The sequence below is a fragment of the Candidatus Halobonum tyrrellensis G22 genome (assembly GCF_000495475.1).
Taxonomy (GTDB): domain Archaea; phylum Halobacteriota; class Halobacteria; order Halobacteriales; family Haloferacaceae; genus Halobonum; species Halobonum tyrrellense.
Genome location: NZ_ASGZ01000028.1, coordinates 148,971 through 164,649 on the forward strand (window position 1 = coordinate 148,971; position 15,679 = coordinate 164,649).

A 15,679-nucleotide genomic window follows, 5' to 3' on the forward strand; every position below is an offset into this window, starting at 1 on the left:
AGCCGCCCGGAGGGATAACGAGGGATAACGCGGGTCGAGCGGAGCGCTCCCGACGGGTTTCGGCGGCGCTCGGACGACGGCTCGCCTCCACCTCGGCCCCGATGCCAGATCGCTCAAATACGTCGGCCTCCATATCGCGTCCAATGGAACGGTTGGGTTCCGACCGAGCCTCCAGCGGCGCCCCGGCGGGCCGCGGCGGGAGCGTCGCGGTCACGCCGGGCGAGTCGTCCACATCGGCGCGAACGGCGCCGCCGTCGGCCCCGCCGGCGGTGAGGGGACCGACGAGGGCGACGGGAACGACGGCGGCGACGCCGGCGGAGCGCGGTCCGCGGGGGGTCGTCGCGTGAACGTCGACGGCCGGGAGCGGTGGGGGTGGGTCGCCGCCCTCGTCGCGGTGGTGTTCGCCGCGTTCGCCGCGTGGGTCTCCGTCTCGGTCGGGGTGGTCCCCTCCCCGTCGCGCGGGTTCGGGGTCTCGGGGTTGACCTCCTCGGAACCGGTGCTCGTCGCGATGGGCGCGCTGACCCAACTGGGCGACCCCTGGTTCCTGCTGGTCGTAGCGATGCTGGTGTTCCTCGTCGGCGTCGAGCGGTCGGTGGTCGAGAGTCCCGCCGGCGGCGCGTTCGTGCTGGCGGCGACGTTCGCGGGCTTCTCGTTCGTCGACCTGCTCAAACACCTGTTCCGCTACTCCCGGCCGGCGGGGGCGACCGAGGCGACCGTCCCGACGTGGCTCCCGCCGGTGGTCGACGGCGCGGTCCGGAACACGCTCGTCGGCGACGGGTTCGCCTTCCCCAGCGGGCACGCCCTCGGGACGACCGTGGTGTTTGGCGCGCTCGCGTACACGCTCAACGTCGGGAGCGAGCGGCGGCGGTGGGCGGCCGCGGCGCTCGGCGTCGCGCTGGTGTCGCTGTCGCGGGTCGTCATCGGCGTCCACTTCGTGGTCGACGTGGTCGGCGGGATACTCGCGGGGTCGGCGCTGCTGGGCGCCGCCATCTGGATCGGCGACCACCGCCCGCTCCGGGTGTTCGGACTCGGCACCGCGGTCGGGGCGGCCGCCCTGGGCGCGACGGCGCTCCCCCCCGCCGGGGCGCTGCCGCCGGTGGGTCAGTGGTTCGGCGCGTCGCTCGGCGGCGGGGTCGCGTGGTACCTGGTCCGGCCGTCGCGCGAACTCGCGTCGAAGGGTGCGCTCATCGTGGGGCTCCCGACGGGTGCGCTGTGGGTGGTGACGTACTTCTTGACCCTGTCGCTCCCGATAGTCGTCGCCGCGACCGCGCTCCTCGGCGGGCTGACGGTGGCGGCGCCGACGCTCGTCGACCGGTTCGGTCCCGCGGACGCGGGCTGACCCGGCCCGGCCCGGCCCGCTCCGGGTCGGCGGCCGACCGGCGGCGTCCGCGGGGGAAAACGCTTTCCGGTATTCTGCCGGATCGTTCGGCGTGAAAGTTCACGTCGGGTCCGGCGCCACGGACGAGGAGGCGAGCGCCATCGCGTCGGCGCTCGCGGAGCACCTCGGGGTCGACATCGAGGTGTACGCCGGGGGGGACGACCCGGCGGCGACCGCCGCGGCGCCCGCGACGGCGTACCCGCGGTCGGACGACCGCGGGCCGACCGACCGCGAGGCGGCGCTCCGCGAGGAGATAGCCGACATCCTCGCGGGCGGTCCCGAGAAGTACAAGCGTCGCCTGCCCGAGCAGGGGAAACTGTTCGTCCGCGACCGCCTCGACCTCTGGTTCGGCGGCGCGGGCGACGGCGAGGGCGGGGAGCGCGAACGGGCCGGCGGGGGCGACCCCCGGAACCGCCTGGAGTTCGAGGACGGCACGTTCGCGGCGTTCGACGACTGGCACCCCGCGAGTCCCGAGGTCGACGAGGCGGACGACTCCGACCGGCTACCCGCCGACGGCCTGATCACCGGCGCGGCGACGTTCGAGGGGCGGTCCGTCCACTTCATGGCGAACGACTTCACGGTCAAGGCGGGGAGCATGGCCCGCCGCGGCGTCGAGAAGTTCCTCCGGATGCAACAGCGCGCGCTCAAGTCGGGCAAGCCCGTGCTGTACCTGATGGACTCGTCGGGCGGCCGGATCGACGAGCAGGCGGGCTTCTTCGCCAACCGCGAGGGGATCGGGAAGTACTACTACAACCACTCGATGCTCTCCGGCCGGGTCCCGCAGATATGCGTCCTCTACGGCCCGTGTATCGCGGGCGCCGCCTACACCCCGGTGTTCGCCGACTTCACCGTCATGGTCGAGGGGATGTCCGCGATGGCGATCGCCTCCCCGCGGATGGTGAAGATGGTGACCGGCGAGGAGATAGAGATGGAGGAGTTGGGCGGCCCGGCGGTCCACGCCGAACACACGGGGAGCGCCGACCTGGTCGCGCGCGACGAGGAACACGCCCGCGAACTCGTCGCCGACCTGATCGGCTACCTGCCGGACAAGGCGGGCGAGAGCCCCCCGCGGGGCGACCCGAAGCCGCCCGAGTACCCGCCCGAGGGGATCGACGAACTCGTCCCCGCGTCGCCGAACCGCCCGTACGACGCCCGCGACCTGCTCGCGCGGCTGGCGGACGCCGAGTCGGTGCTCGAACTCAAACCCGAGTACGGCGCGGAGATAGTCACGGCCTTCGCCCGCATCGACGGCCGGCCGGTGGGCGTGGTGGCGAACCAGCCCGCGCGGCGGTCCGGCGCCATCTTCCCGGCCGCCGCCGAGAAGGCCGCGGAGTTCGTCTGGACCTGCGACGCCTACGAGATACCCCTGCTGTACCTCTGTGACACGCCGGGGTTCATGGCCGGCTCGGAGGTGGAACGCGAGGGCATCTTGGAGGCGGGGAAGAAGCTCATCTACGCCACCTCGTCGGCGACGGTGCCCAAACAGACCGTCGTGGTGCGGAAGGCGTACGGCGCGGGCATCTACGCGATGGGCGGACCGGCGTACGACCCCGAGTCGGTGATCGGGCTACCGTCGGGCGAGATCGGGATCATGGGACCCGAGGCGGCGGTCAACGCGGTGTACGCCAACCGGTTGGACGACATCGACGACCCCGACGAACGGGCCGAGCGGGAGGCGGAACTGCGGGAGGCGTACCGCCGCGACATCGACATCCACCGGATGGCGAGCGAGGTGGTGATCGACGAGATCGTGCCGCCGAGCGACCTCCGGACGGAACTCGTCCGCCGGTTCGACTTCTACGCCGACGTCGAGAAGTCGCTGCCCGACAAGAAACACGGCACGGTGCTGTAACGCCCCGACCACGGGACCGCTCGCGCCGGCGTACCGACTCCATACCGAGCGGGCGCGACGGCCGAAGGGAGTCGTTCGCCCCGCCGAACGGGGTCGTTCCGGCGGAGTATCGCGCCGATAACAATGGCCCCCCGATCCGTGCTCCGAGACAGGTGACCAGGGTGTCGATACGAAGCGTGACGCGGACGGCGTTCGAACCGGCCGACGACTCCGAGGAGCCGAGCGGGCGGGTCGCGGAGGCGCTCGACACGCTCGCGCGGCGCGAGCGGGCGCTGTGGGCGGTGGTGGCGTTCGCGCTCGTCGGCGACCTCCTGTTGACGGGCTACGGGCTGTCGATCGGACTTGTCGAGCAGAACCCGGTCGCCGCGTCGGTGCTCGGCGCCCACGGGCTGGTGGGGATGGCCGCGCTGAAGCTCCCCGCGACCGCGCTCGCGCTCGGGTGGCGGGCCGTCCTCCCGTCGCTCTACCGGGGGGTCGTCCCCGTCGCGCTCGCGCTCCCGTGGCTGGTCGCGCTCGGCGTCAACGCCGGGCTGATCCTCGTCGTCTCGTAGTTCTCGACCCCGCTCCTCCCGCTACTTTCCCTCCGCTCGCTCGTCGTGCGACCCGTCGGCGACGGCCGCCGCGAACACCGCGAGCGCCAACCCGCCCAGCCCGAAGTCGCGCACCATCGAGGGACCGAACCGGCCGGCAGTGACCCACACGACCGCGAGGTAGCCCGACGTGCCGAACAGCGACACCGCCGTCACGAGCGCCGCCTCGGGCGTGTAGCGGTCTGCGAGCAGCGCCGCGCCGATCGCTAGCTCGAAGGCGGCGTTGGCGAGGATGAACCAGAGCGGCGAGACGACGAACGGTTCGAGCCAGTCGACGACGTAGTCGGTCCACGCGCCGGGGTCGACGAGTTTGTGGACGCCCGCGAGCAGCAGCAACGCCGCGAGCGCCCACCGCGCGAGCGTCGCCGCCGGCGGGAGGCGGGCGGCGAGCGCGCGCTCCGTCCCGCGGATCGACCGTGACATGGGATCGGCAGGGGTGCCGGCGGGAAAACCGATGCGGCCGAGCCGCGGCGGTCGTCGGCGCTCGGCCCGCCCGGGCGGCGTCGACCGACCCGGCGCTACCGGTCGGGTTCGACCGTCCGGCGGAGCGCGCGCGCCTCCGCGAGGACGGCGCGCCATTGGTCGGGCGTCCCGGGGAGTCGGTCGGCGTCCCCGGAGCCGCGCTGGCGGTCCACCAGCGTGCGGACGCCCGCCGGGTCGTCGACCCGCCGGAAGTCGAACTGCCCGCCCGCGGTCCGGAGTTCGACCGTGCCGTAGCCGAACACCGACCCCGAGAGCGACTGGGCGTAGGCGCTGTCCTGCACCATCGACAGCCGCGCCCGCGAGACCGACCGGCCGACGACGCCGCGTTTCACGTACGCCGCGCGGTCGGTGAGGACGTACCGGGTGTTGAGCAGCGACAGCAGCGGCCACCCGGCGACGAGCGCGCCGACGAACACCCCCGCGAGGGCGACCAGCGGCGGGAGCCACGTCGGGAGTCGGAGCCGGACCGCCGGCGCGAGGGCGGCGCCGACGCTCACGACGGCGACGAGGACGCCCGCGACGACGGCCGGCGCGGCGGCCGACAGCCGCGGCCGGTCGCTCCAGACCACGTCCTCGTCGGGCGCGAGCGGGAGCGACGGCGGGACGCCGGACCGGTCGCTCATCGCCCCGAGTCGTCGGCGTCCGGGTCGGCGCCGTCGGTCGCGGCCGGCCGGTCGCGCCCCGCCTCGGATCCGGGCGCGCGGTCGGTCGCCTCGCCTTCGTCCTCCCCGTCCTCGACGGCGGCGCGGATGGCGCGCAACTCGGTCAGGATGTCGTCGAGCACGTCGGCACTGTCCGACTCGCGCGTCTCGCCCGCCCGGAGTCGGTCGTTGACGAGTTCCTGCACCCGCCGGGGGTCGGCGACGTTGTCGAAGCTGAGTTCGACGCCGGAGCCGCCGGCGGTGGATATCTCGACGGTGCCGTAGCCGAACTGCGTGCCGAAGAAGCCCTGGGTGTAGGAGGTGTCTTGCACCTTCTCGAAGCCGACCCGCTTGACGTCGCGGGAGAACACGCCGCGCTTCTTGTACAGCGCGTCGGTCGTGACGACGTACTCGGTGTTCTCGCGGCGGAGGTACTCCGAGGCGATGACGAGCGCGCCGATCAGGACCACGAGGAGGGGTATCCCGGCGAGCAGCGCGGGCAGCAGGCTCATCGAGTGGGGCTTGCCCGTCCAGACGACCCGCTCGTCGGGGTCGAGCGAGAGCCAGTCGAACCCCTCGGGGAGCGACTCGTCGAACGCCGGGTCGTCGGTGGCGGCGTCGTCGCGGCCGTCGCTGTCCGGGCCGCCGGGCGATTCGCTCGCCGCGGGGTCGTCGGACGGCGTGGAGGGCGAACGCACACCCGTGGGTGTCGCGGCCGGCGGGATAAATCCCCGGCCGCCGGCGGGGGTCCCCGACGGCTCGGCGCTCGCGTTCGTCCGCCCGCTCCCGCTACTCCTCGGCGGCTTCCTGTTCGGCGTGTTCGCGCTTCAGGCTCAACACCGTCCGCTCGAACTCGCAGACCAGCGTGTCCCCCTGGCCGTCCCTGTCCCCGTCGTCGCCGTTCGTCCCGTCCTCGCCGTCGACTTTGAACGCCTCGACGCGCATCGTCACGACACCGCGCTCGCCGTCGCCGGTCTCGCGCTTGTCGGTCACCGTCGAGCGGGCGTACAGCGTGTCGCCGTGGAACACGGGGTTCGGGTGGGACACCTCGTCGTATCCCAGGTTGGCGACGACGGTGCCGTCGGTGGTGTCGGGGACGGAGAGACCGGTCGCGAGCGCCATCGTGTACAGCCCGTTCACCACCCGCTCGCCGAACTCCGTATCGGCGGCGAACGCGGCGTCGAGGTGGAGCGGCTGCTGGTTCATCGTGAGGTCGCAGAACGCCTGGTTGTCCCGCTCGCTCACCGTCCGGCGCTTCTCGTGCGCTATCGTCTCGCCGACCGTGAACTCCTCGTAGTACTTGCCGGCCATGGAGGGGAGTGCGTGGGGGAGAACAAAGCCCTGTGGCCGGCCGAGCGGAGCGGTGGGACGGATGGGACGGCGGGACGGAGCGGGACGGCGGCGGTGCGCGGGGGTCGGGGCGCGGGCGGCGAGCGGGGCGGCGGTCGGATTCAAGCCGCCTCCCACCCAACCGCCGGCATGGTCAGACGGAGCGTCCTGTTCTCGCCGGGCGACCGACCGGAACTGATGCGGAAGGCGCCGCGGACGGGCGCGGACACGCTCGTGTTCGACCTGGAGGACGCCGTCGCGCCCGCCCGGAAGTCCGAGGCGCGTGCGGCGGTCCGCGCGGTGCTCGACGACCCCGACTTCGCCCCCGACGCGGAGGTGTGCGTGCGCCTCACCGGGACCGAGACGTACCGGGACCTGGAGGCGCTCGCGGACGACGGCGGGGGGAACTTCGACGCGGTGATGCTCCCGAAGGCGGCGTCGGGCGAGGCGGTCGAGGATCTGGGCGAGCAGTTGCGCGAACACGGCTGTGCGGTTCCGGTGCTCGCGCTCGTCGAGACGGCCCGCGGCGTCGTCAACGCCGTCGAGATAGCCGACGCGGCTCCGACCGACGCGCTCGCGTTCGGCGCCGAGGACCTGTCGGCCGACGTGGGCGCGACCCGGACCGCCGAGGGGACCGAGGTCCTGTACGCCCGCCAGCGGGTCGTGACCGCCGCCGCCGCCGCGGGCGTCGACGCCGTCGACACGGTGTACACCGACTTCGAGGACGAGGCGGGGCTCCGCGCGGAGACGCGCGCGGCCGCCGGTCTCGGCTACGACGGCAAGATGGCGATCCACCCCGCGCAGGTTCACGCGATCCACGACGCGTTCGCGCCCGCCACCGAGGAGGTCGAGTGGGCGTGGAAGGTGCTCGACGCGCGCGCGGCGGCCGACGCGGACGACCGGGGGGTGTTCGCCGTCGACGGCGAGATGGTGGACGCGCCGCTGGTGGCGCGCGCCGAACGGGTGCTGGCGTACGCGCGGGCCGCGGAGGACGACAGGGACGAGTCGGACGGCGACGACCGGGGGGAGCCCGAAGCGTAGCGCGCCGCGCCGCGACGGCGAGTAGCCGCCGTCGAGTTCCCGGGTCGCCCGGGCGAGCGACCACCGCCGGCGGGTGGTGTCTTGGAGTCGCTCGACGTGGCTCGCGGTCACGCCGCCCGCGCTCGCGAGGATGCCGGGGTCGACGCGGCGGACGGAGCGTCTCGGGCGCGCTATCCCGTGACGCGTGATACTACTACCTCGTACAGTATCGGCCGAAACGGGTCGTCACTCGTCACCGCCGGCTCGGGATCGGCCGAATCCGCGCGGCAGACGCCCGAGAACGCGGTCGACAGACCTAACCGCGCGAGCGGGGACGTTAAACCGATGTCAGGGGAAGTCAATCCGTTCGAGAGCCTCCAAGAGCAGATCGACGACGCGGCGGCGTATCTCGACGCGGGCGACGACGTCATCGAGCGGCTGAAACACCCCGAACGGGTGCTCGAACTCAACCTGTCGGTGGAGCGCGACGACGGGACCGTCGAGCGGTTCGAGGCGTTCCGCTCGGAGTTCAACGGCGACCGCGGGCCGTACAAGGGGGGGATCCGCTACCACCCGAACGTCTCGCGCGACGAGGTGAAGGCGCTGTCGGGGTGGATGGTGTACAAGTGCGCGGTCGTCGACATCCCGTACGGGGGCGGGAAGGGCGGCGTCGTCGTCAACCCGGCGGAGTACTCGACGGCGGAACTCGAACGGATGACCCGGGCGTTCGCCGAGGAACTCCGCCCGTTCATCGGCGAGGACACCGACATCCCCGCGCCCGACGTGAACACGGGCCAGCGGGAGATGAACTGGATCAAGGACACCTACGAGACGCTGGAGGGGCGGACCGAACCGGGCGTCGTCACCGGCAAGTCGCTCGACACCGGCGGGAGCGAGGGCCGGGTCGAGGCGACCGGCCGGTCGGTGATGCTGACCGCCCGCGAGGCCTTCTCGTATCTCGACAAGGAGATGGAGGGGGCGGACGTGGCGGTCCAGGGGTTCGGCAACGCGGGCAGCGTCGCCGCCTCGCTCGTCGACGACCTCGGGGCGGACGTGGTGGCGGTGTCGGACTCGTCGGGCGCCATCTACAACGCCGACGGGTTCGACCCGCGGGACGTCAAACAGCACAAAAACGAGACCGGGTCGGTGTCGGACTACGCCGAGAGCGAGGAGTCGATGACCAACGAGGAACTGCTCACCCTCGACGTCGACCTCCTGATCCCGGCGGCGCTGGAGAACGCCATCGACGCCGACCTCGCGGAGGACGTACGCGCGGACGTGGTCGTCGAGGCGGCCAACGGGCCGCTCACGCCCGGCGCCGACGACGTGCTCACCGACGCCGACGTGTACGTGTTCCCGGACATCCTCGCGAACGCGGGCGGGGTGACCGTCAGCTACTTCGAGTGGGTCCAGAACCGCCAGCGGTTCTACTGGCCCGAAGAGCGCGTCAACGACGAACTCGAACGCCACATCGTCTCGGCGTTCGACGACCTGACCGAGGCGTTCGAACGGCGCGACCTGCCCAACTTCCGGACCGCGGCGTACGTCGTCGCGGTCCAGCGGGTCGTCGACGCCTACCGGAAGAGCGGCAACTGGCCGTAGCGTCGGCGACGCGGTCGGTGCCGGCGACGCCGCGTACGCGAGCCGAACACCTTTCCTCGCGTGGCACCGACCGACGGCCGTGAGCGTCAGGGTCGAACAGCTGTTCACCGCGCGCGAGGGGTCCGCGCCGATGGAGAGTCACGACAGCATCGACTGCGTCGAGGGAGGGATCGAGGGGGACCGCTACCAGTCGGGGACGGGGTACTACTCGCCGTACGACGTCTGCGAGGTTACGTTCGTCGCGCGTGAAGCCGTCGAGGCGATCCGCGACGAGTACGGCATCGACCTGACCGACGGCCGCCACCGCCGGAACGTCGTGCTCTCGGGCGTCGGCACGGACGAACTCCACGACTTACTCGGCGCCACCTTCCGGGTCGGCGACGCCGTCTTCCGCGGGACGCGCCCCCGGCCGCCGTGTGCGCACGTCGAGGAGGTGGCCGACGAGGAGGGCGTCACCCGCGCGCTCAAGAACCGCCGGGGCGGCATCTGCGCCGACGTGAGCGAGCCGGGGTCGGTGTCGGTGGGCGACGAACTCGGAGTGGTCGAGGAGGACGCCCGCAGCGAGGGGCGGAAGATAGCCGACCGGCTCAGGGGCGCGCTCGGCGGCGGGTAGGCGGCGTCGGGTTCGGGCGACGCCGCGTCGCTACGCCCCGTCGAACGACTCGACGCGATGCGCCGCGTGTTCGACGAAGCTACGCCTCGTCGAACAGTTCCTCGCCGTCGACCATGTGCTCGCCGACGGCGTCGAGGTCGGGCGTCACGCCCAGCCCCGGCTCCTCGGGCACGTCGATGTAGCCGTCCTCGATCAGGTCGTCCTCCTCGACGAGGTCGTTCCACCAGCCGAGTTCGTAGCTGTGGTACTCGACGGCGAGCGCGTTGGGGATGGTGGCGCCGACGTGGACCGCCGCCATCGTCGCGACGGGGGAGGCGACGTTGTGCATCGCGACGGGGACGTAGTACTGGTCGGCGACGTTCGCGATCTTCTGTGTCTCGCGCATCCCGCCGACCTTCGGGAGGTCGGGCGCGATGATGTCGACGGCGCCCGCCTCGATCAGCCGGCGCGCCTCGGTCACGCGGTAGCGGTTCTCGCCGACCGCGATCGGCAGCACCGTCGACTCGGTGACGTCCTGCTGGACGTCGAGGTTCTCCGGCGGAACGGGGTCTTCGAGCCACCAGACGTCGTACTCCTCCAGTTCGTTCGCCAGTCGCTGGGCGGAGTTGCGCGAGAAGGACCAGTGGCAGTCGAACGCCACGTCGGCCTCGTCTTTGACGCGCTCGGTCACCTGCTCGACGATGTCCTTCTTGTGACGGATCTGCCCCGGGCGGAGGTGGCGGTTCGCGCGGTCCTTCTCGAACCCGGTCGGCACGTCGAGGTCGAACTTGAGCGCGTCGTAGCCCAACTCGTCGACGACGCGTTCGGCCTCGTCGGCGCACGCCTCGGGGTTGGCCTCCTGTTCGGTGTGACAGTCGCAGTAGACGCGCATCCGGTCGCGGTACTTCCCGCCGAGCAACTGGTACGCCGGAAGCTCGACGATCTTCCCCGCCACGTCGTGGAGCGCCGTCTCGATCCCCGAGATGGCGGTGACGGTGACGCCCTCGATGGAGCCTTCGCCCGACATCTTCTGGATCAGGTGCTCGTAGATCCGGTCGATGTCGAGGGGGTTCTCGCCGACCACGAACGGCGTCATCCGCTCGATCAGTTCGGGGACGCCCGCGCCCCAGTACGCCTCGCCGGTGCCGACGATGCCCGCGTCGGTGTACACGCGCACGAGCGTCCACGGGAAGTTCCCGTCGACCATCGTACACTGCACGTCCGTGATCTCGACGTCGCGCCCGCCGCCGCGCTTGGCCGCCACGCCCATCGTGTCCGCCGACAGCTCCCGCATCGTGTACTCCGCGTTGGGGTCGTGGAGCGACCGGTAGTCCCTGCTCATGGTCGCATCTTCACTCGAAATCCGGTAACGTTTTCGGAACGACGGCGGCTCAGAGCTGTCTCGGCGGCGGACCGTCCCGGCCGAGGCGCCGCCCGCGGAGCGTCGCGCCGAGCGACGCCCCGACGACGGTGACCGCCGCCGCGGGGAGCAACACACCAACCAGCGACGGGAGCGAGTCGACCGGCGCCGCCCCGCCCACCACCGCGACCCCGACGAGGAACGCCCCGACGACGAGCGCCGCGTGCAGTCGCCACGGCACGTCCGCGGGCGGGACCGCCTCCAGCGATGAGCGGACCGCCGCCGTCGCCGCCGTCGACCGGACGACGCCGCGGTCGGGTTCGTACTCGAGGACGCCCGCCTCCGCCATCTTCGGCAGGTGGACCTGCTGGAGCGCGAGCCGCATCCGCGCCGGGGTCGGTCCCGCGTCGGCCCCCGGCGCCGTGGGGGCCGGGTTCGCCGTTTCCCGGCGCGCTCCGGACGTTTCGAGCGCCTTCGGACTGCCGTGCGCCTCGGGCGTGCCGCGCGGTTCGGCAGTGTCGCGGGGCCCCCACGACCCGCGCGTGCCGTCCATCCACCCGGCGACGCGGTCGGCCAGGTCGTCGACCGCGACCGGCCCGTCCGACTGCGCGAGCGCGTGTATCACGTACCGACGCGGCCGCTCGCGGACCGCGCCGAACACGTCGTCCGGGTCGACCGCCGTCGGCCCGCGACCGACCGCGACCCCGGGCGCGTCGACCCGCCAGCCCGGCCCGTTCCCAGCGCTCGCCGATCCCCCCTCTCCGCCGGTGTTCGATGACACACCGGACCGGGGGGTGACCACCGCTTCACCTCACCGGCCGAAACCCCACCGAGGTGATGAGTAGGGGTACATATACGTTTCCCCGAGCGGCGCGGCCGGACGGGGGTGTCGGATTCGACTCGGCCGCGAGCGACCGGGCGTCGGCGGTGACGACCCCGGTGTCGGCCGTGTCCGCCCGGGTGTCGGCCGCGTCCGCCCGGATGCCCGTCGAGACGCGGCGGGGACGCCGCTCGCCTCCGACCTACTGGCCGGGCGTCGACTCCTCGTACGGCTGGACGATCACGAAGCCGCCCTCGCCGCCGAAGTGGAGTTGGAACGTCTCGCCGGACGACCGGCCGAGGAACCCCTTGATGTCGAGGTCCCGTTTGGTCGACGGCGAGACGTCGCTGCTCCACGCGACGGTCGCGTTGGGGTCGGTGCTGACCGGCGTCGGGATGACGATCGGCTTGCCGTGCGTGGTGATCGCGACGTTGCCGGGACCCGCGAGGTAGACGTTGAACAGCCCGCCCGTGGAGGTGCCCGCGATGGAGTCCATCATCCTGATGTCCCACTCGACGCCCGAGTCGAACGCGAGTACGTCGTTGCCGTTGACGCTGATCTCGTCGTCGGCGTCGAGTTCGAGGATCTGCACCTCCTTGCCGTGGTCGGCGAGATACAGGTGGCCGCTCCCCGTCGCCTCCATCATCACCGCACCCTCGCCCGTCACCTGCTTTTTCAGCATGCCGGTGAGCCCGCCCGCGGACTTGCGCTCGAACGAGATGTCGCCGGTGTAGCTCACCATCGTCCCCGCCTTCGCCATGACCGTCCCGTCGAGCGAGACGTCGAGCAGTTTCGAGTTCTCGAGTTCGAACGGGGCGCCGGTCTCCTGCGGTGCGTGCGTGTTGACGAATTCGTCGAGGTCCATGTGTGTGCTCCGAGCCGTCGGCGGACGGCTACCGGAAACACGTTCCGCTACCACGATAAGTGTACCCGAGGCCCGTCGGCTACGTCGGCGGCGTCCGACCGGGCGTCGTCACGCCGTCGGGACGCATCGACCGTCCGCTCGAACGCGCCGACGGCCTCGTCGCCGCCGGCGACGAACACGTAGCCCGCCCCGGCTCTGAAGCCCGCCGCCCGCGCCGGAGAGTCGACCCCCGCGACGCGGTCGAGTGCGCCCCGCGAGTCGGGACGGCGAGCGGGGCGTCGGAGCTATCCGTGCGCCCGGCGTCGAACGGGTATGGCCTCGGACGAGGCGGCGACCGCCCGGCTGCTCGTCGGACTCGCGGCGCTCGCGCTCCTCATCAGCCTGCTCGGAATCTGCGTCGTCTGGGCGCTGACGTACGGCCCGTTCGCGTGACCCGACCTGACTCGGTGTGACTCGACCCGGTCAGCCTAGCCCCCGACCGGACGAGTCCGGTCGAGAGCGCCCGTCGGGGGCGTCACTCCGCGCCACTCGCGTCGCCGTGCGTGACGCCCTCCCGCTCGTCGGCGCGCATCCGACGGAGCGCGGCCGCCGCCTGACTGGCGTCGTAGCCGAGCGTCACCTCGTCGGCGTACGCGCTCGCCACCTCTATCGCGCCGACCAGCGCGTCGACGTCGACGTCGACGGCGTACAACTCGACCGACAGCGCGGCGTCGACGCCCGACAGCCGGCTCTCGAACCCCTTGGCGATCGTCTCCAGCCAGTGGGTCGTCCCGTAGGCGGTGTCGTACAACGGGGCGACGAACCGGTCGACGTGGGCCGCGAGCGCCTCGATGTCCACCCCGGAGCGGTCGAACAGGTGCCCCGGGTACGGGTCGGGGTGGACCGCAAGCGAGAGGTCGCCCGGCACGCGGTCGGCGGCGTCGGCGACGAACCCGGTGATCACCGACGCGCGCCACGCGCCCCGGTCGTCGTACTCGCTCTCCGCGAACAGCCGGTCACACCGGTCGCAGTGACAGAACCCCTCGCGGGGGAACCCCACGTCGTCGAGGCGCACGTCGGGCGCGACGGCGGCGCAGTCTTCGACGATCTCCAGTAGGCCCGCGCGGTAGTCCGGGTTGGTCGGGCAGACGTGCGCCCAGTCGAAGTACTCGCGGTCCCGCGTCGCGGGGTCGCCCGCGGCGTCGACCGGAACCAGGTCGGGGTTCGACTCCGCGGCGGCGTTGTCGGCGAAACACGACACCATGCTGGTCGCGTCCGCGAGCGGTTCGGCCGAGCGGCCGGTGACGTCCTTCACCTCGTAGAAGCCGCGGTCGAACGCCGACCACGCCACCTCCTCGGCGTTTCGCGTGACGACCCCGTAGTCGGTCATGACTCGGGAGTAGCGGGCTAGCGGGGGTAAGTCGTTCGGAGGAGGGTGCGTCGACCCGCCGGCCGCGCGGCCGGCGGCCGTCGAGTCTACTGGTCGACTTCGACTTCGACCGGTTCGCTCTCCGAGGAGAGGACGACGTACAGGGCGGCGACGACACCGAGCAGGACGAGCAGTTTGAGCTTCGACATACCCCGGCGTACGACGGGTCCCAACTAAGTGGTTTCGACCGCGGACGGCGGGGCGGCGGCCCCCGCCCGCCCGCGGGTCCGGGGGTCGCCCGGCGGTCGGCGCGGTCCGGGGCGGCTAGTCGACCGCGAGGTGGTCGCCGATCCCCTCGCGAACGATCTCGCCGCAGTACTCACACCGGACGCCATCGTCGACGACGGCGAACGCGGAGTCGACCGGTTCGTCGGCGTTGGTGATGCAGTTGTGGTTAGGACACGACAGCAGGCCGACGACGCGGGCGGGGCGTTCGACCCGGTTCTTCTCGACCACCTCGTACTCGCGGACGATGTTCACCGTCGCCTCCGGCGCCAGAAGCGAGATGATGTCCACCTCGCCTTGCGACAGTTCCCGCCCCTCGACTTTCACCACGTCCTTCGTCCCGAGTTTGTCCGAGGGGACGTTCATCCCGATGGAGACGCCCAACCCCCCGTCGCCGTCGATGCCGAGCACCGCGAGGACGTTGAGCGCCTGTCCCGCGGTGACGTGGTCGATGACGGTGCCGTTGCGGATCTTCGCGACGCGGAGTTCGTGTTCGCTCACCGCCCGGCCCCCCCGTCGTCCCCGCCCAGCAGTTCGTCCAGTAGCGCCATCCGCACGGGGACGCCGTTGTGCGCCTGCTCGAAGTACGCCGCCTGCTCGGTCGGGTCGACGTCGGGCGCTATCTCGTCGACGCGGGGGAGCGGGTGCATCACGGTGAAGTCGTCGCGCGCGCGGTCGAGCGTGTCGGCGTCGATGCGGTACTCGCCGGCGACCTGCTGGTACTCGTTCTCGTCGGGGAACCGCTCGCGCTGGATCCGCGTGACGTACAGCACGTCCAGGTCGGGCAACACCGCCTCCAGGTCCGTGTGTTCGCGTAACCTGGCGCCCGCCTCGTGGAGGTCGAACTGGACGCCCCGCGGGAGTTTGAGCGACTCGGGGCTGACGAAGTGCATCCGCGCGTCGAAGTTGGTGAGCGCCTCCGCGAGCGAGTGGACCGTCCGGCCGTACTTGAGGTCGCCCATGATCCCCACCGTGAGGTCGTCGAGTCCGGCGTTCTCGCGCATCGTGTACAGGTCGAGCAGCGTCTGGCTGGGGTGTTGGCCCGCGCCGTCGCCCGCGTTGACGACGGGCACGTCGACGAACTCGCTGGCGAGTTTGGCCGCGCCCTCGCTCGGGTGGCGGAGCACGATGCCGTCGGCGTACCCCTCGATGACGCGGACGGTGTCGGCGAGCGACTCGCCCTTCTTCACGGAGGAGGACTCCACCGTCCCCATGTCGACGGTGTCGCCGCCCAGCCGCTTGATCGCGGTGTCGAACGACATCTTGGTCCGGGTGCTCGGCTCGAAGAAACACAGCGCGAGCAGCCGGCCCGCCTGTCGCTCCGCGACGCGCCCCGGGTCGGCGGCCACCTCGGCGGCGCGGTCCAACACCGCCTCGATGTCCTCCCGGCTCAACTGCCCCGCCGAGAGGAGGTTGTCGTGTCGCATCGTTCGTGTGGGGGTCGGGCCGAGCCTTCAATCTCTCGGGTGAGAGATCCCGGCGCAGTCACGCGGTTTTGCACGTCGATGCGTCCC

The 15,679-nt window shown here is 72.0% G+C and carries 16 protein-coding genes; 6 read left to right on the plus strand and 10 right to left on the minus strand.

Going from position 1 to position 15,679, the window contains the following annotated elements:
• The first annotated feature begins 343 nt into the window (after window positions 1–343).
• From K933_RS08755 to K933_RS08765, 3 genes are all read left to right on the plus strand, one after another.
• Window positions 344–1,339 carry a phosphatase PAP2 family protein gene (locus K933_RS08755; protein WP_023394358.1) on the plus strand — a complete coding sequence of 332 codons (996 nt, stop codon included), beginning with the start codon at window positions 344–346 and terminating at the stop codon, window positions 1,337–1,339.
• A 91-nt stretch (window positions 1,340–1,430) separates the two neighbouring features.
• The gene (locus K933_RS08760) at window positions 1,431–3,230 is read left to right on the plus strand and encodes an acyl-CoA carboxylase subunit beta (RefSeq protein WP_023394359.1); all 1,800 of its coding nucleotides are present in this window, start codon (window positions 1,431–1,433) and stop codon (window positions 3,228–3,230) included.
• A gap of 161 nt (window positions 3,231–3,391) precedes the next feature.
• Window positions 3,392–3,781, plus strand: a complete 390-nt coding sequence (locus tag K933_RS08765; RefSeq protein WP_200862306.1) for a hypothetical protein — start codon at window positions 3,392–3,394, stop codon at window positions 3,779–3,781.
• A 21-nt stretch (window positions 3,782–3,802) separates the two neighbouring features.
• On the opposite strand, the gene K933_RS08770 is transcribed toward K933_RS08765, so the two are convergent.
• The 4 genes from K933_RS08770 to K933_RS08785 all read right to left on the minus strand — a co-directional run bounded on the left by K933_RS08770 (window position 3,803) and on the right by K933_RS08785 (window position 6,255).
• Complete coding sequence (locus K933_RS08770; protein ID WP_023394361.1) at window positions 3,803–4,243, minus strand: DoxX family membrane protein; 441 nt, start codon at window positions 4,241–4,243, stop codon at window positions 3,803–3,805.
• 95 nt (window positions 4,244–4,338) lie between these two features.
• A complete protein-coding gene (locus K933_RS08775) occupies window positions 4,339–4,926 on the minus strand; it encodes a PH domain-containing protein (protein ID WP_023394362.1) in 588 nt (195 codons plus the stop codon).
• Window positions 4,923–5,642: a PH domain-containing protein gene (locus K933_RS08780; RefSeq protein WP_023394363.1), complete on the minus strand. Its 720-nt coding sequence runs from the start codon at window positions 5,640–5,642 to the stop codon at window positions 4,923–4,925. The genes K933_RS08775 and K933_RS08780 overlap by 4 nt, the downstream gene beginning before the upstream one ends.
• 91 nt (window positions 5,643–5,733) lie before the next feature.
• Entirely contained in the window at window positions 5,734–6,255 is a 522-nt protein-coding gene (locus K933_RS08785) for a MaoC family dehydratase (protein ID WP_023394364.1), read from the minus strand.
• 168 nt (window positions 6,256–6,423) lie between these two features.
• Between K933_RS08785 and K933_RS08790 the strand changes: the two genes are divergently transcribed.
• The 3 genes from K933_RS08790 to K933_RS08800 all read left to right on the plus strand — a co-directional run bounded on the left by K933_RS08790 (window position 6,424) and on the right by K933_RS08800 (window position 9,508).
• On the plus strand, window positions 6,424–7,314 hold the full coding sequence (locus K933_RS08790) for an HpcH/HpaI aldolase/citrate lyase family protein (protein WP_023394365.1): 891 nt from the start codon (window positions 6,424–6,426) through the stop codon (window positions 7,312–7,314).
• 324 nt (window positions 7,315–7,638) lie between these two features.
• Window positions 7,639–8,895: a Glu/Leu/Phe/Val family dehydrogenase gene (locus tag K933_RS08795; RefSeq protein ID WP_023394366.1), complete on the plus strand. Its 1,257-nt coding sequence runs from the start codon at window positions 7,639–7,641 to the stop codon at window positions 8,893–8,895.
• 130 nt (window positions 8,896–9,025) lie between these two features.
• Window positions 9,026–9,508 carry an MOSC domain-containing protein gene (locus tag K933_RS08800; RefSeq protein WP_049947733.1) on the plus strand — a complete coding sequence of 161 codons (483 nt, stop codon included), beginning with the start codon at window positions 9,026–9,028 and terminating at the stop codon, window positions 9,506–9,508.
• A gap of 79 nt (window positions 9,509–9,587) precedes the next feature.
• Here the strand turns inward: K933_RS08800 and K933_RS08805 are convergent, their stop codons facing one another.
• From K933_RS08805 to pyrB, 6 genes are all read right to left on the minus strand, one after another.
• Complete coding sequence (locus K933_RS08805) at window positions 9,588–10,829, minus strand: mandelate racemase/muconate lactonizing enzyme family protein (protein ID WP_023394368.1); 1,242 nt, start codon at window positions 10,827–10,829, stop codon at window positions 9,588–9,590.
• Window positions 10,830–10,878: 49 nt separating this feature from the next.
• The gene (locus K933_RS08810) at window positions 10,879–11,628 is read right to left on the minus strand and encodes a DUF7344 domain-containing protein (RefSeq protein ID WP_049947718.1); all 750 of its coding nucleotides are present in this window, start codon (window positions 11,626–11,628) and stop codon (window positions 10,879–10,881) included.
• Window positions 11,629–11,869: 241 nt separating this feature from the next.
• Window positions 11,870–12,532 (minus strand): AIM24 family protein, encoded by a 663-nt coding sequence (locus K933_RS08815; protein ID WP_023394370.1) that lies wholly within the window; start codon window positions 12,530–12,532, stop codon window positions 11,870–11,872.
• A gap of 514 nt (window positions 12,533–13,046) precedes the next feature.
• Window positions 13,047–13,901, minus strand: a complete 855-nt coding sequence (locus tag K933_RS08820; RefSeq protein ID WP_023394371.1) for a hypothetical protein — start codon at window positions 13,899–13,901, stop codon at window positions 13,047–13,049.
• Between the two features lie 303 nt (window positions 13,902–14,204).
• Entirely contained in the window at window positions 14,205–14,666 is a 462-nt protein-coding gene (gene pyrI / locus K933_RS08825) for an aspartate carbamoyltransferase regulatory subunit (RefSeq protein WP_023394372.1), read from the minus strand.
• Window positions 14,663–15,592, minus strand: coding sequence for an aspartate carbamoyltransferase (pyrB, locus tag K933_RS08830; protein ID WP_023394373.1), 930 nt, complete (start codon window positions 15,590–15,592; stop codon window positions 14,663–14,665). Before pyrB ends, pyrI begins: the two co-directional genes overlap by 4 nt.
• Between the last annotated feature and the right edge of the window lie 87 nt (window positions 15,593–15,679).

What these genes read in the sequence shown, in the direction of transcription:
- K933_RS08805 (WP_023394368.1), bottom strand. Translation starts at nt 10,829, where the DNA reads ATGAGCAGGGACTACCGGTCGCTCCACGACCCCAACGCGGAGTACACG.
- K933_RS08785 (WP_023394364.1), bottom strand. Translation starts at nt 6,255, where the DNA reads ATGGCCGGCAAGTACTACGAGGAGTTCACGGTCGGCGAGACGATAGCG.
- K933_RS08770 (WP_023394361.1), bottom strand. Translation starts at nt 4,243, where the DNA reads ATGTCACGGTCGATCCGCGGGACGGAGCGCGCGCTCGCCGCCCGCCTC.
- K933_RS08790 (WP_023394365.1), top strand. Translation starts at nt 6,424, where the DNA reads ATGGTCAGACGGAGCGTCCTGTTCTCGCCGGGCGACCGACCGGAACTG.
- K933_RS08815 (WP_023394370.1), bottom strand. Translation starts at nt 12,532, where the DNA reads ATGGACCTCGACGAATTCGTCAACACGCACGCACCGCAGGAGACCGGC.
- K933_RS08775 (WP_023394362.1), bottom strand. Translation starts at nt 4,926, where the DNA reads ATGAGCGACCGGTCCGGCGTCCCGCCGTCGCTCCCGCTCGCGCCCGAC.
- pyrB (WP_023394373.1), bottom strand. Translation starts at nt 15,592, where the DNA reads ATGCGACACGACAACCTCCTCTCGGCGGGGCAGTTGAGCCGGGAGGAC.
- K933_RS08820 (WP_023394371.1), bottom strand. Translation starts at nt 13,901, where the DNA reads ATGACCGACTACGGGGTCGTCACGCGAAACGCCGAGGAGGTGGCGTGG.
- K933_RS08795 (WP_023394366.1), top strand. Translation starts at nt 7,639, where the DNA reads ATGTCAGGGGAAGTCAATCCGTTCGAGAGCCTCCAAGAGCAGATCGAC.
- K933_RS08800 (WP_049947733.1), top strand. Translation starts at nt 9,026, where the DNA reads ATGGAGAGTCACGACAGCATCGACTGCGTCGAGGGAGGGATCGAGGGG.